Below are 14,449 nucleotides of genomic sequence, written 5' to 3'. Positions count from 1 at the left end.
CCCACGGGCCGCTTTTTTGTGTCCGCCTGGCACAAGACGGGGGCCTGAGGCAAAGAACCCGGCCAAGGCCGGGTTCTTTGCATTGCGAAGCTTAGCGCGCCGGCTTAGTCCGTCAGGGCGGCCATCAGCTCTTCTTCGAGCTTGCCGTTGGAGACGCAAACCGGGGTGATGGAGGGGGCCGCCACGTGGCTGCCGTCGCTGTCGATGAAGGAGACGCTGGTGCTGCCCTTGACGTTGACGGTGGCCACCGTCTTGCCCAGGTTTTCGGTGATGATGAGGTTGACCCGCAGGGTCGGCGCCTCGATGGCCACCTTGCTGCCGCCGCTACCGCAGTCCAGGTAATCCAGGCCGTTGGCATAGTTGGTTTGTTCGGCGGCCAGCAGGCCGGAGCTGCGAGCGTTGGACTGCAGCGGCAGCTGTTTGTCGGCGAACCAGCGCTCGGCCCGGGCCCAGGCCAGATCGTAGGGCTTGTCCATCTCGCTGGTGTTGTTGGTTGCCACTACGGTGGGCGGGGTGTATCGGTATTGTTCGGACAGGCCGGGATCGCTGGAGCAGGCGGTCAGCAGAACCGGCAACAGCAGGGCCGGCGCAAGAAGTCGTTTCATCTGGGGTTCCTAGTCGAAAAGGCAGAGTGGAATATCGGTCGGCCATTCTACGCCAGGCCGTGGCGCCCTTCACCCGACGGAAAGTTATGCGAACTGCGAAGGATTAGGGGTCTTGATTGAGCCTAAGACTCCCGCGGCTGGGCCGCCCCCAAAGCCTGGATCTCCTGCTGCAACTGGGTCATCAGATCGGTGAGTTCCAGCCATTCCGGCTCCAGCTGATCCGGGGTGTCACCGGCCCGCAAGGCACTCTCCAGGGTCTGGCAGTGCTGTTGCAGGCGCGGCACGCCGCAGTAGGCACAGCCACCGTGCAACTTGTGCACCGCCGCCAGGCAGGCCTCCGGCTCGGCCGCCGGCCAGACCGACTGCAACTCCTGATAGGTCTGCCAGAGCAGATCCAGCATCTCGTGGGCCAGATCCGGCTTGCCGGCGGACTGGCGCAGGGCCAGGGTCCAGTCCAGCAGGGGCGCCTGGCGGCTCGTCGGGCCGGGCAGGTAGCGCTGCAACAGGCTTTCCAGCTGGTTTTCGTCGATGGGCTTGGCCAGATAGTCGTCCATGCCCTGGGCGATGAGGCGGTCGCGCTCGCCGGGGATGGCGTGGGCGGTGACGGCGATGATGGGGGTGTGCTGGTTGCAGCCTTCCTGGCGGATCACCTGGGTGGCGGCGATGCCATCCATGATGGGCATCTGGATATCCATGAAGATGAGATCAAACTCGACCCGCTGGGCCTGCTCCACCGCCTGGCGGCCATTCTGGCAGCTGTGCACCTCTTCCACCCGCTCGCTCAGCAGGGCGCCGATCAGCTTGAGGTTGGCCGGGTTGTCGTCCACCGCCAGCACGCTCATGGGCCAGCGCTGACGCTGGGGCGGCGCCAGAGGAGTCTGGGGATCGCCGCCAGGACAGAGGGCGGCGATAAGCTTGGTGTGGGGCACGGGTTTGCTCAGGCAATGGGCGACCCCCAGGGCCAGCAGCTGGGCCAACAGGCCGGGGTCGTGGGAGTTTACCAGCAGGATGCGCCTGTGGGGCGGTATGGCCAGGGCCTCCAGCCAGCGCTGGGTCTGGGCCAGATCCGGCTGGCTGCCCAGCCCCAGCAGCAGCCAGGGTTCGGCACCCTCGGCCAGCTTGGCCTCCTCCCACTGGCGTACCGCCTGCACCTGCATGCGCCATTCGGTCAACAGCTCGCCGGTGGCCTGGCGGCTCCAGTCGTCAGGTTCCACCAGGATCACCGGCTGACCGGCCAGACCGGCCAGCGCCTTGGTCTCCAGGGCCGGTTGGCTGGCCACCTTGAGATCCAGGGTATAGATGAATTCGGAGCCCTGGCCGGCCTGGGAGCGCACCTCTATCTGGCCGCCCATCTGCTGGATCAGCTTCTGGGTGATGACCAGGCCCAACCCGGTGCCGCCGTAGCGGCGGGAGATGGAGCTGTCACCCTGGTTGAAGGGCTGGAACAGCTGGCTCTGCTGCTGGGGGGACATGCCGATGCCGGTGTCGCGAATGCGGGTGCACAGCCGCAGCTTCTGCTCGTCCGGGCTGCCCAGCCGGCCGATATGCACGTCCACGTTGCCCCGCTCGGTAAACTTGATGGCGTTGCCTGTGATGTTGGTGAGTATCTGCTGCAGGCGCAGGGGATCCCCCAGCAGCAGATCCGGCACCTGGTTGTCCACCCGGACCGACAGGGTCAGCCCCTTGTCGTGGGCGCTGGGGGCCAGCAGGGTCATGGTCTCGTTCAGGTGATCCCGCAGGCTGAAGGGGATCTCTTCGAGTTGCAGCTTGCCGGCCTCCAGCTTGGAGAAGTCGAGGATGTCGTTGATGATGTTCAGCAGGCTCTTGGCCGACTTCTCTATGGTGCCCAGGTAGTCGCTCTGGTTGGGGGTCAGGGGCGTCTTCATCAGCTGCTTGGCGAAGCCGATGACGCCGTTGAGCGGGGTGCGCAGTTCATGGGACATGTTGGCCAAAAACTCGGACTTGACCCGCGCCGCCTCCTGGGCGCGCTTCTTGGCCATGTCCAGTTCCACGTTCTGGATCTCGATCTGCTCCAGGGTCTCCCGCAGATCCGAGGTGGCCTGATCTATGTTCATCTGCATCTCGTTGTGGTACTCCGCCATGGACTTGGCCATGGCGTTGATGCCGTTCTTCAGCATGTCCAGCTCGCCGTTCATCTGGCCCCGCACCCGGGTGTCCAGCCGGCCCTCGCGGATCTGGTAGACGGCCCGCACCATGCGGTTGATGGGGTTGATCACCACGTTCACCAGGTTGACACCGAAGTAGACGCTCAAGCCCACCCCCAGCAACCAGGCCAGCAGGGCCACGGCGCCGTCCCGGTAGCGCACCACCAGGGCCCGGTCGGTGTTGAGCTGCAGGGCGATGTAGCCCAGGGGCTTGGGCGGCCCGCTCTCGTTATCCAGCTCCGGCTCCAGGCTCGCTTCGGCGACGATGGGGGTGCGGATGATGATGTAATCCGCATGGCGCTCCACGCTGGTGAGCTCCGGGATGGGACTGCCGGCCGGCAGGCGCATGCGCACGAAGGCGCGGTGGTAGTTGGAGGTGACGAACAGCTCGTTCTGCGGATTGAATACGGCGATGGAGGTGATGAGGGGGCTGTTCTTGCGGTGGCTGAGGCCTATGAGTCGCTTGAGACCCTCCCGCGAGCTTTGCTGCATGCCGTACTCACTGGCGATCGCCAGGGGTTCTATGATGTTGATGCCTTGTTCGATGAGCTGATTTTCCACCTGTTGGTAACGGTGGAAGCTGAAGTAACCGGCCAGCAGGCCGCCGATGAGCAGGGTGGGGAGCAGGGTGAAGGCCAGCACCCGGGCACGCAGGCCGTATTTGGTCATAGCAGGCTTCTTGTGGGACAATGCAGGGCCGTAAAACCCGCTCATCATGACATAGCCACCCTGAGGCACCAAGTACTATGGCCCAGTTTTTCAAGCCCCAGCCCAAAGCCCGTCCCCAGGAGCGCCTGACCCTCAAAGTGAGTCAATTGGACCTGCATGGCGTGGGCATAGCCCGCCATCAGGGCAAGGCCATCTTCGTCGAGGGGGCCCTGCCCGATGAAGAGGTGCAGGTGAGCCTGCAAGAAGAGAAGAAGCAGTTTGCCCTGGCCCGGCTGGAGAAGGTGCTGCGCCCGGCAGATCAGCGCCTGGCCCCCTTCTGCCCCCATTACAGCCAGTGTGGCGGCTGCACCCTGCAGCACATGCCGGTGCCCCAGCAGCAGCAGGCCAAGATGGCCGGTATCCGGGAGCTGTTTGCCCGCCAGGCCCAGATCGCCCTGCCGGAGGCCGAGGCGGTGATCCAGGGGGAGGCCATGGGCTATCGCCGGGTCTGCCGGCTGGCCGTCAAGTACGACAAGAAGGCTCGCCTGGCCCGGCTGGGCTTTCGTCGCCGGCAGAGCAACGAGCTGGTGGAGATAAGCCAGTGCCCCGTGCTGCTACCGCGGCTGTCGGCCTTGATCGAACCCTTGCGCGCCCTCATTAACCGTCTCAAGGGCTTTCGCGATCTCGGCCACATCGAACTTTATGACACGGATTCCAGACCCCTGCTCCTGGTGCGCCATAATGGGCAGCCCAGCGAGGGCGACCGGCAGCTGCTGGTGCAATTTGCCCAGCAGCATGAGCTGGACTGCTACCTGCAGACCGCAGGGGAGCCCGCGCCGCTGTTGGCCGCCCAGGCACCGGCCTATGGGGTGGCCGACGTGCGCCTCAACTACCTGCCCGGCGACTTTCTGCAGGTGAACGACAGGGTCAACCAGGCCCTGGTGGCGACCGTGCTGGAGTGGCTGGCGCCGACGCCGGACGACAAGGTGCTGGATCTGTTCTGCGGCCTGGGCAACTTTACCCTGCCGCTGGCTCGCCACTGTGCCGAGGTGGTGGGGGTCGAAGGGGTGGCGGCCATGGTGGAGCGGGCCCGGCAGAATGCCCGGGCCAACGGCATCGACAACGCCCGCTTCTATTGCGCCGATCTGGCGGAGGACTTCACCGGCCAGAGCTGGGCGCGGGAGGGCTTCGATCTGGTGCTGCTGGACCCGGCACGTCCCGGTGCCTGGCAGACCATAGGGCACCTGTGCCGGCTGGCGCCCCGGCGAATTGTGTATGTTTCTTGCAATCCGGTGACGGCAGCCCGGGATTGCGCGCCCCTGCAGGCCGCGGGCTATCGCGTGATGCGCTGGCGCATGCTGGACATGTTCCCTCACACGGGACATGTGGAGTCCATACTGCTGTTTGAGCGGTCAGAACAACAAAAAGGATAGGCAAATGGTTGCGGTACGGGATACCCACCTCAAGACAGGTTTCAATCTCCAGGCGTGGACGGCCACCTTGCCGCTGTCGGCGGAAGATCGGCAGACCCTGGTCGGGGTGTTCGAGTTCTGCCAGCAGGAGTTGGCGGCCAACCCGGCGGAGGCCGAGCGGCTGGTGAACCGGGCGGCGGAGATGGTGGGCATTCTGCAGATGCTGCACATGGATCTGGATACCTTCAAGGCCGCCATCTTGTATCCCCTGCTGGAGAGCAAACACCTGACCCTGGAGCAGGTGGAGGCCATCTACGGCACCACCATCGCCAAGCTGCTGCGCGGGGTGGTGGACATGGAGGCCATCCGCTTCCTGCAGAGCCTCAACACCGGGGATGTCTCGGATACCCAGATCGACAACGTGCGCCGCATGCTGCTGGCCATGGTGGAGGACGTGCGGGCCGTGGTGATCAAGCTGGCGGAGCGCATCGCCTGCCTGCGGGAGGTCAAGCACGCCGACGAGGAGACCCGGGTGCTGGTGGCCAAGGAGATCAGCAACATCTACGCGCCCCTGGCCAACCGCTTGGGCATAGGTCAGCTGAAGTGGGAGCTGGAGGATCTCTCCTTCCGCTACCTGCATCCGGACACCTACAAGCAGATCGCCAAGCTGCTGGACGAGAAGCGCATCGACCGTGAGCACTACATCCAGCGCTTCGTGGCCGACCTGCGTCAGGCCCTGTCCGATGCCGGCATCCAGGCCGAGGTCTACGGCCGGCCCAAACACATCTACAGCATCTGGCGCAAGATGCAGAAGAAGACCCTGAGCTTCTCGGATCTGTTCGACGTGCGGGCGGTGCGCATCGTCACCCACCGCCTGCAGGATTGCTATGCCGCCCTGGGGATAGTGCACACTCACTGGCACCACATCCCCCGGGAGTTCGACGACTACGTGGCCAACCCCAAGCCCAACGGCTACCAGTCCATCCATACCGTGGTGCTGGGCCCCGATGGCAAGACGGTGGAGATCCAGATCCGCACCGATCAGATGCACCAGGATGCCGAGCTGGGCATCGCCGCCCACTGGAAATACAAGGAAGGCACCGTCTCGGGCAAGGATTCGGCCTACGAGGATCGCATCGCCTGGCTGCGCAAGCTGCTGGCCTGGCAGGAGGACATGGTGGAGTCCGGCTCCCTGGTGGACGAGCTGCGCACCCAGGTGTTCGAGGACAGGGTCTATGTCTTCACCCCCAAGGGGGACGTGGTGGACCTGCCTGCCGGCGCCACGCCGCTGGATTTTGCCTATCAGGTACACAGCATGGTGGGCCACCGCTGCATCGGCGCCAAGGTGGATGGCCGCATCGTGCCCTTCACCTACCAGCTGCAGACCGGCGATCAGGTGGACATCATCACCCAGAAGGAGCCCAACCCGAGCCGGGACTGGATGAATCCCAACATGGGTTTCCTGCGCACCAGCCGCGCCCGGGCCAAGGTCATCTCCTGGTTCCGCCGCCTGGATCGGGACAAGAACATGCTGGCGGGCAAGGAGCAGCTGGAGAAGGAGATGGAGCGCCACGGCTTCCAGCTCTCCCGCGAGCAGCAGACGCACCTGTTCAAGGAGCTGTACGCCCGCTACAACGTGCAGGAGCATGAGGATCTGCTGTCCGGCATCGGTGCCGGCGACATCCGCATCAACCAGATCATGAACTTCCTCGAGGGCAAGCTGAACAAGCCGAGCGTCGAGGAGGAGGAGAAGAAGCTGCTGGAGCAGCTGGAGCAGAAGAGCCAGCAGCGGGTGCAGACCCAGCAGCCCAAGGGCCATATCGTGGTGCAGGGGGTGGGCAACCTGATGACCCACATCGCCCGCTGCTGCCAGCCCATTCCGGGGGACAGCATAGTCGGCTTCATCACCCAGGGCCGCGGCATCTCCATTCACCGGGACGACTGCGAGCAGCTCAAGGAGCTGTCCCGGCGCAATCCGGAGCGGCTGATCGAGGCGGTGTGGGGGGAGAACTACTCCGGCGGCTACACATTGACGGTGCGCATCACCGCCAACGATCGCTCCGGTCTGCTGCGGGACATCACCACCATCATCGCCAACGAGAAGATCAACGTGCTGGGGATGCGGTCGCGCTCCAACCTCAAGCAGCAGAGCGCCGACATCGACATCGACATGGAGATCTACAACATAGAGGCGTTAAACCGCATGCTCTCCAAGCTCAGCCAGATGAACGATGTCATCAGCGCCAAACGGTTGTAATTTTCACTCATATCACCACGGGGGCCTGGCCCCCGTTTTATTTGCCAAGGAGCTGTCATGTCTGTCTCTCATACTGGTTCTATGAAGGCGCTGCTGGAACTCATGGTCAAGCTGCGGGATCCCCAGACCGGCTGTCCCTGGGATCGCAAGCAGACGTTGCAAAGCCTGGTGCCCTATACCCTGGAGGAGGCCTACGAGGTGGCCGACAGCATAGAGCGGCAGGATCTGGCGGCTCTGAAGGGCGAGTTGGGGGATCTGCTGTTCCAGGTGGTGTTCTACTGTCAGCTGGCCGGTGAGCAGGGGCTGTTCGACTTTAGCGACGTGGTGGCCACCGTCTCGGAGAAGCTGATTCGCCGTCATCCCCATGTGTTTGGCGAGGCGGAGTTCGCCGACACCGCGGCGGTGAACGCCAACTGGGAGGCGGAGAAGGCCCGGGAGCGCCAGCAAAAGGATGCGGCCGCCACCAGCGTGCTGGACGATATCCCCAGATCCATGCCGGCCCTGTCCCGGGCCCACAAGATCCAGAAGCGCTGTGCCACCGTGGGCTTTGACTGGGGCGCGCTGCCGCCGGTGGTGGACAAGGTGCGGGAGGAGCTGGACGAGGTGCTGGCCGAGGTGCATGTCCCCGAGGTCAATCAGGCGGCCCTGGCCGAGGAGTTGGGGGATCTGCTGTTTGCCACCGTCAACCTGGTGCGCCATCTGAAAAAAGATCCCGAGCAGGTGCTGCGCCAGGCCAACGACAAGTTCGAGGCGCGCTTTCGCCAGGTTGAGCAACGCTTGAGCAGCCAGGGGCGTCCGATGGCCGATCACAGCCTCGCCGAGATGGAAGAAGCCTGGCAACAGGTCAAGGAAGCCAACAAAAGTTGACCCAACGCATATCTTGCATGCGAGCGGGTTGCTAAATTTTTGCGCGTTGTTAGGGAGAGGGGGTTTTGCTATACTGCCACCCCGTCTTGATACTCCCACACACTCTCGTGTGATCCCTAAACATCTTCTAGGTTCAGCATGACGACTAAATACATTTTCGTAACCGGCGGCGTGGTTTCATCACTGGGCAAGGGCATTGCGGCAGCCTCATTGGCAGCCATCCTGGAGGCTCGGGGCCTCAAGGTCACCATGATGAAGCTGGATCCCTACATCAACGTCGACCCCGGTACCATGAGCCCCATTCAACACGGTGAAGTGTTCGTCACCGAAGATGGCGCCGAGACGGATCTGGACCTGGGCCACTATGAGCGTTTCATCCGTACCAAGATGAGCCGCCGCAACAACTTCACCACAGGCCGCATCTATGCGGACGTGCTGCGCAAGGAGCGCCGCGGTGACTACCTGGGGGCCACCATCCAGGTCATTCCCCATATCACCAATGCCATCAAGGAACGGGTCATCGCCGGCGCCGACGGTCATGAAGTGGCCATCGTCGAAGTCGGCGGCACAGTGGGGGACATCGAGTCCCTGCCGTTCCTGGAGGCCATCCGTCAGCTGGCGGTGGACATAGGCCGCAACAACGCCCTGTTCATGCACCTGACCCTGGTGCCTTACCTGGCCGCCTCCGGCGAGGTGAAGACCAAGCCGACCCAGCACTCCGTGAAGGAGCTGCTCTCCATCGGTATCCAGCCGGACGTCCTGATCTGCCGTTCCGACCGCGCCATCCCCGCCAACGAACGCGGCAAGATCGCCCTGTTCTGTAACGTGCCGGAGCGGGCCGTGGTCTCCCTCAAGGACGTGGACTCCATCTACAAGATCCCGGCGCTGCTCAAATCTCAGGGCCTGGATCAGCTGATCGTCGACCGGTTCGGCCTGAGCGCGCCGGAAGCCGATCTGGCCGAGTGGGAAAAGGTCATCTATCAGGAAGCCAACCCCACAGGTGAGGTGACCATCGGCATGGTGGGCAAGTATGTCTCCCTGCCGGATGCCTACAAGTCCGTCAACGAGGCCTTGAAGCACGGCGGCCTAAAGAACCGCCTCACCGTCAACATCAAGTACATCGACTCCCAGGACGTGGAAACCAAGGGCCTGGAAGTGCTGGAAGGCCTGGATGCCATCCTGGTGCCCGGCGGCTTCGGCGAGCGGGGCGTGGAAGGCAAGATACTGGCGGCCCAGTATGCCCGTGAGCACAAGATCCCCTATCTGGGTATCTGCCTGGGGATGCAGGTCGCGCTGATTGAGTACTCTCGTCACGTGGCCGGCATGGAAGGCGCTCACTCTTCCGAATTCAACAAGGAAACCCCGTATCCTGTGGTGGGCCTCATCACCGAGTGGATCACCGAGGATGGCAACGTGGAGCAGCGTAGCGATCGCTCCGATCTGGGCGGCACCATGCGTCTGGGCTCCCAGCTGTGCCACCTGATCGAGGGTTCCAAGGTGCGGGACATGTATGGCAGCGAGACCATCCATGAGCGCCACCGTCACCGCTACGAGGTGAACAACACCCTGTTGCCCAAGATTCAAGCGGCCGGCCTGAAGGTGACGGGCCTGTCCGCCGACAAGAAACTGGTGGAGATCATCGAGATCCCGGATCATCCCTGGTTTGTGGCAGTACAGTTCCACCCGGAATTCACCTCCACCCCGCGGGACGGCCATCCGCTGTTCGAAGGCTTTGTCCGGGCAGCCGGTGAGTTCCAGAAGCGTCAGTTAAATTAATTCGACAAAATCCACGGTTGTGGGCATAGTTTCGCAACCGTTTTTTTATGCAACTTTTAGTTGTTTTATTTCATCAACGAGGATTGTGATATGTCCAAGATCGTCAAAGTGATCGGCCGTGAAATCATCGACTCCCGCGGTAACCCCACCGTTGAAGCCGAAGTTCACCTGGAAGGTGGTTTTGTTGGTATGGCCGCTGCTCCGTCTGGCGCTTCTACCGGTTCCCGCGAAGCCCTGGAACTGCGTGACGGCGACAAGTCCCGCTTCCTGGGCAAGGGCGTGCTGAAGGCTGTTGGCGCCGTTAACGGCCCCATCGCCGCTGCCCTGGTAGGTAAGGACGCTGCCGACCAACGCGGCATCGACCAGATCATGATCGACCTGGACGCTACCGAGAACAAGAGCAACTTCGGTGCCAACGCCATCCTGGCCGTGTCTCTGGCCAACGCCAAGGCTGCCGCTGCTGCCAAGGGCCTGCCGCTGTACGCTTGGATCTCCGAGCTGAACGGTACCCCGGGTGTCTACTCCATGCCGCTGCCCATGATGAACATCATCAACGGTGGTGAGCACGCCGACAACAACGTCGACATCCAAGAATTCATGATCCAACCGGTTGGTGCCAAGACCCTGAAGGAAGCCATCCGCATTGGCGCCGAAGTCTTCCACAACCTGGCCAAGGTGCTGAAGTCCAAGGGCTACGCTACCGCCGTTGGTGACGAAGGTGGTTTCGCTCCTAACCTGAAGTCCAACGCCGAAGCCCTGGAAGTCATCGCCGAAGCCGTTGCCGCTGCTGGCTACGTGCTGGGCAAGGACGTGACCCTGGCCATGGACTGTGCCTCTTCCGAGTTCTACAACAAGGATACCGGCAACTACGAGCTGAAGGGCGAAGGCAAGACCTTCACCAAGCAAGAGTTCACCGATTACCTGGCTGACCTGACCACCAAGTACCCGATCGTTTCCATCGAAGACGGTCAGGACGAATCCGACTGGGAAGGCTTCGCCTACCAGACCAAGGTGCTGGGCGACAAGATCCAACTGGTAGGTGACGACCTGTTCGTAACCAACACCAAGATCCTGGCTCGCGGCATCAAGGAAGGCATCGTTAACTCCATCCTGATCAAGTTCAACCAGATCGGTTCTCTGTCCGAAACCCTGGACGCCATCAAGATGGCCAAGGATGCCGGCTACACCGCCGTTATCTCCCACCGTTCCGGTGAAACCGAAGACGCTACCATCGCCGACCTGGCCGTGGGTACCGCTGCTGGCCAGATCAAGACCGGTTCCATGAGCCGTTCCGACCGTATCGCCAAGTACAACCAGCTGATCCGTATCGAAGAAGCCCTGGGCGAAAAGGCTCCCTTCAACGGTCTGAAGGAAGTTAAGGGTCAAGCCTAATCCGCTTGCCGCTTAATTGGTCAATGCAAGCCCCGCCTATCAGGCGGGGCTTTCTTTTGGCTGGTAATATGGGAAACTATGCCGCGCAGGAGGCGTCACCATGCGGTTATACACCCTCATCTTGATCATCGTTTTGGCCTGGTTGCAGCACCAGCTCTGGTTCGGCAAGAACGGCCTGGTGGAATATCGCCAGCGTTCCGAGGCCGTGGCGCGACAACAGGCCGACAACCAGCAGCTCAAGGAGCGCAATCAACTCCTGTACAAGGAGATCGATGACCTCAAGAGCGGCCTGGAGGTGATCGAGGAGTTGGCGCGCAACGATCTGGGCTATATCAAGCCCGACGAGACCTTCTATCGCGTGTTGCCGAAGGAGGCCCGCGGGGCGACTCCGGCAGCCAAGGGGAACTGACAGCATGACCTTTACCGTGGTGGTGCCCGCCGCCGGCGTGGGTCGGCGCATGGGCGCCGACTGTCCCAAGCAATACCTGCCCCTGGCAGGCAAATTTCTCATCGAACATACCCTGGAGCGACTGCTCAATCACCCGCGGATCGAACGGGTGGTGGTGGCGCTCAATCCCGCCGATGATTTCTTCGCCACCCTGCCGGTGGCGTCCCACCCGCGCCTGCGTACCACGCTGGGGGCCGACGAGCGGGCCGGCTCTGTGATGAATGGCCTGGCCTGGGTGGAGACCGAATGGGTGCTGGTGCATGACGCGGCGCGTCCCTGCCTGACCCATGGGGACATGGACAAGCTGATCCGGGCCGCCCTGACGGGGGATGGCGCCATCCTGGGCAGCCGGGTGCGGGACACCATGAAGCGTGCCGATGCCGACGGCCACATAGTGGCAACGGTGGAACGCGACGATCTGTGGCACGCCCTGACCCCCCAGATGTTTCGCACCGCCGAGTTGCGCCAGGCCTTGCTGGCGGGTCTGCATGCCGGCGCCACCATCACGGACGATGCTTCCGCCATGGAGCGGGTCGGCAAACGCCCGCTGATGGTGGAGGGGCGGGCGGACAACATCAAGGTGACCCGTCCCGAAGACATCGCCCTGGCGGCACTTTTCTTATCTCAACAGGAGCAGCAGGCATGATCCGCATCGGCCATGGTTTTGATGTACATAAATTTGGTGGCGAGGGGCCCTGCACCCTGGGGGGCGTCAAGGTGCCCTATGAGCAGGGGCTGCTGGCCCACTCCGATGGGGATGTGGTGCTGCATGCCCTGAGCGATGCCCTGCTGGGGGCCATCGCCGCCGGCGATATCGGCCGGCATTTTCCCGATAGCGATGCGGCCTTCGCCGGTATCGACAGTCGCATCCTGTTGCGGGACGTCTATGCCAAGGTGCGGGCGGCCGGCTATGTGCTGGGCAATCTGGATGTGACCATCATAGCCCAGGCCCCCAAGATGGCGCCGCACATCGATGCCATGCGGGCCCTGATGGCCGAGGATCTGCAGGCCGACCTGTCGCAGATCAACGTCAAGGCGACCACCTCTGAGGGACTGGGTTTCACCGGCCGCAAGGAAGGTATCGCCGTAGCAGCCGTGGTGCTGGTGGTGAAAGCATGATGATTCCAAAGTGGCACTATCTGCATGGCCAACCGACGCAGACCGCTCGCCTCAAGGCCGAACCGGCGGATTTCCAGGTAGTTGAGGATCTGGGTTTTGAGCCCGATGGCACCGGCGAGCACCTGATGGTGCGGATCCGCAAGACCGGAGAAAACACCGCCTGGGTGGCCAAGCTGCTGGCCCAGGCGGCGGATGTACCCCGTAACGCCATCACCTGGGCCGGACTTAAGGATCGCCACGCGGTCACCGAGCAGTGGTTTGGCATCCATCTGCCGGGCAAGCCGGATCCGGATCTGTCGGTCATCGAGAATGAGCAGATCCAGATCCTCACCCAGGCCCGCCACTCCCGCAAGATGCGGGTGGGGGCGCTGAAGGGCAATCACTTCCAGCTGTTGCTGCGGGATCTGAATACCAGCGATGCCCTGGAAGCGCGGCTGCAGGCCATCGCCGCCCAGGGGGTGCCCAACTATTTCGGCTCCCAGCGTTTCGGCCGCCAGGGCAACAACCTGGAGGGGGCCCAGTCCATGTTTGAGGGGCGGCGCATCAAGGATAGGGACAAGCGCTCACTCTTCTTGTCCGCCGCCCGCAGCTACCTGTTCAACCTGGTGGTCAGCGCCCGGCTGGAAGCCGGCCTGGCCCAGCGCCTGCTGCCCGGCGATTGCCTGATGCTGGCGGGGAGCCACTCCTTCTTCGCCGAAGAGGAAGCCAGCGCGGCCCTGGCCGAGCGGTTGGCACAAGGCGATCTGCAGCTGAGCGCGCCCCTGTGGGGCCGAGGGCGCAGTCCGGCACTGGCGGAGGCGTTGGCCTTTGAGACCCAGGCCCTGGATGGACAGGCGAGCTGGCAGGCGGGGCTGGAGGCCGCGGGTCTCAAGCAGGAGCGCCGGGCCCTCCTGCTGCAACCCAAGGGATTGCAGTGGCAGTGGTTGCCCGAGGGCTTGCAGCTGAACTTCTGGCTGCCGGCGGGCACCTATGCCACTAGCCTGGTGCGTGAACTGGTACAGGTACAGGCAGAGCAAGATGAAGATACTGCTGAGTAACGATGATGGGGTGAATGCCCTGGGGATCCGCTGTCTGCATGAGGCGCTGTCGGCCCTGGGGCAGGTGATCCTGGTGGCGCCGGATCGCAATCGCAGCGGCGCCAGTCACTCCCTGACCCTGGAGACCCCGCTGCGGCTGGAGCAGTTGCCCAACGGCTTCTATTCGGTGCGCGGCACGCCGACCGATTGCGTTCACCTGGCGGTGAACGAGCTGGTCCCGGATGCCGATATCGTGGTGGCGGGGATCAATCACGGCGCCAACCTGGGGGATGATGTCATCTACTCGGGGACCGTCGCCGCCGCCACCGAAGGTCGCCACCTTGGCTTGCCGGCCATGGCGGTCTCCCTGGTGGGGGAGACCCACTTCACTAGCGCCGCCCACTATGCCGCCCTGCTGCTGTCCCGGTTGCAGTCCAGTCCCCTGCCGTCGGATCAGATCCTCAACGTCAATGTACCGGATCTGCCACTTGCGCAGATCAAGGGCATCCGGGTCACCCGGCTGGGCAACCGTCATCGTGCCGAGGCCGTCATCAGTCAGCGGGATCCCCGGGGCAAGCCCATCTATTGGATTGGCCCCCCCGGTCCCATGCAGGATGCCGGTGAGGGCACCGATTTTGCCGCCATCGAGGCGGGCTATGTCTCCATCACACCGCTCCATGTGGACATGACCGCCTATGCCAATCTGCCGGAACTCGGCCGCTGGGTGGAGCAGATGGGGTAGGC

The 14,449-nt window shown here is 63.2% G+C and carries 12 protein-coding genes; 10 read left to right on the top strand and 2 right to left on the bottom strand.

The window, feature by feature from the left end; all coding sequences use genetic code 11:
* Positions 1–104 precede the first annotated feature (104 nt).
* Both ABHF91_RS14040 and barA read right to left on the bottom strand, forming a co-directional pair.
* Complete coding sequence (locus ABHF91_RS14040; RefSeq protein WP_409420880.1) at positions 105–605, bottom strand: hypothetical protein; 501 nt, start codon at positions 603–605, stop codon at positions 105–107.
* Between the two features lie 122 nt (positions 606–727).
* On the bottom strand, positions 728–3,439 hold the full coding sequence (barA, locus tag ABHF91_RS14035) for a two-component sensor histidine kinase BarA (protein WP_409420879.1): 2,712 nt from the start codon (positions 3,437–3,439) through the stop codon (positions 728–730).
* 77 nt (positions 3,440–3,516) lie between these two features.
* Between barA and rlmD the strand changes: the two genes are divergently transcribed.
* From rlmD to surE, 10 genes are all read left to right on the top strand, one after another.
* Positions 3,517–4,851, top strand: coding sequence for a 23S rRNA (uracil(1939)-C(5))-methyltransferase RlmD (rlmD, locus tag ABHF91_RS14030; protein WP_409420878.1), 1,335 nt, complete (start codon positions 3,517–3,519; stop codon positions 4,849–4,851).
* A gap of 4 nt (positions 4,852–4,855) precedes the next feature.
* Positions 4,856–7,087 carry a GTP diphosphokinase gene (gene relA / locus ABHF91_RS14025; protein ID WP_409420877.1) on the top strand — a complete coding sequence of 744 codons (2,232 nt, stop codon included), beginning with the start codon at positions 4,856–4,858 and terminating at the stop codon, positions 7,085–7,087.
* Positions 7,088–7,144: 57 nt separating this feature from the next.
* Positions 7,145–7,954 (top strand): nucleoside triphosphate pyrophosphohydrolase, encoded by an 810-nt coding sequence (mazG, locus tag ABHF91_RS14020; protein WP_409420876.1) that lies wholly within the window; start codon positions 7,145–7,147, stop codon positions 7,952–7,954.
* 138 nt (positions 7,955–8,092) lie between these two features.
* Positions 8,093–9,730 carry a CTP synthase gene (locus ABHF91_RS14015; protein ID WP_409420875.1) on the top strand — a complete coding sequence of 546 codons (1,638 nt, stop codon included), beginning with the start codon at positions 8,093–8,095 and terminating at the stop codon, positions 9,728–9,730.
* Positions 9,731–9,820: 90 nt separating this feature from the next.
* The gene (eno, locus tag ABHF91_RS14010) at positions 9,821–11,122 is read left to right on the top strand and encodes a phosphopyruvate hydratase (protein WP_409420874.1); all 1,302 of its coding nucleotides are present in this window, start codon (positions 9,821–9,823) and stop codon (positions 11,120–11,122) included.
* A 100-nt stretch (positions 11,123–11,222) separates the two neighbouring features.
* A complete protein-coding gene (gene ftsB / locus ABHF91_RS14005; RefSeq protein WP_409420873.1) occupies positions 11,223–11,531 on the top strand; it encodes a cell division protein FtsB in 309 nt (102 codons plus the stop codon).
* A 4-nt stretch (positions 11,532–11,535) separates the two neighbouring features.
* On the top strand, positions 11,536–12,216 hold the full coding sequence (gene ispD / locus ABHF91_RS14000; RefSeq protein WP_409420872.1) for a 2-C-methyl-D-erythritol 4-phosphate cytidylyltransferase: 681 nt from the start codon (positions 11,536–11,538) through the stop codon (positions 12,214–12,216).
* Positions 12,213–12,689 (top strand): 2-C-methyl-D-erythritol 2,4-cyclodiphosphate synthase, encoded by a 477-nt coding sequence (ispF, locus tag ABHF91_RS13995; protein ID WP_409420871.1) that lies wholly within the window; start codon positions 12,213–12,215, stop codon positions 12,687–12,689. Before ispD ends, ispF begins: the two co-directional genes overlap by 4 nt.
* Positions 12,689–13,726, top strand: a complete 1,038-nt coding sequence (truD, locus tag ABHF91_RS13990; RefSeq protein WP_409423125.1) for a tRNA pseudouridine(13) synthase TruD — start codon at positions 12,689–12,691, stop codon at positions 13,724–13,726. Before ispF ends, truD begins: the two co-directional genes overlap by 1 nt.
* Positions 13,707–14,447, top strand: coding sequence for a 5'/3'-nucleotidase SurE (surE, locus tag ABHF91_RS13985; RefSeq protein WP_409420870.1), 741 nt, complete (start codon positions 13,707–13,709; stop codon positions 14,445–14,447). Before truD ends, surE begins: the two co-directional genes overlap by 20 nt.
* The last annotated feature ends 2 nt before the right edge of the window (positions 14,448–14,449 follow it).

This window comes from Pseudaeromonas aegiceratis, assembly GCF_046254905.1.
Taxonomy (GTDB): domain Bacteria; phylum Pseudomonadota; class Gammaproteobacteria; order Enterobacterales; family Aeromonadaceae; genus Pseudaeromonas; species Pseudaeromonas aegiceratis.
The sequence above is the reverse complement of the archived record's forward strand: the minus strand, read 5'-3'. Positions and strand labels throughout refer to the sequence as shown.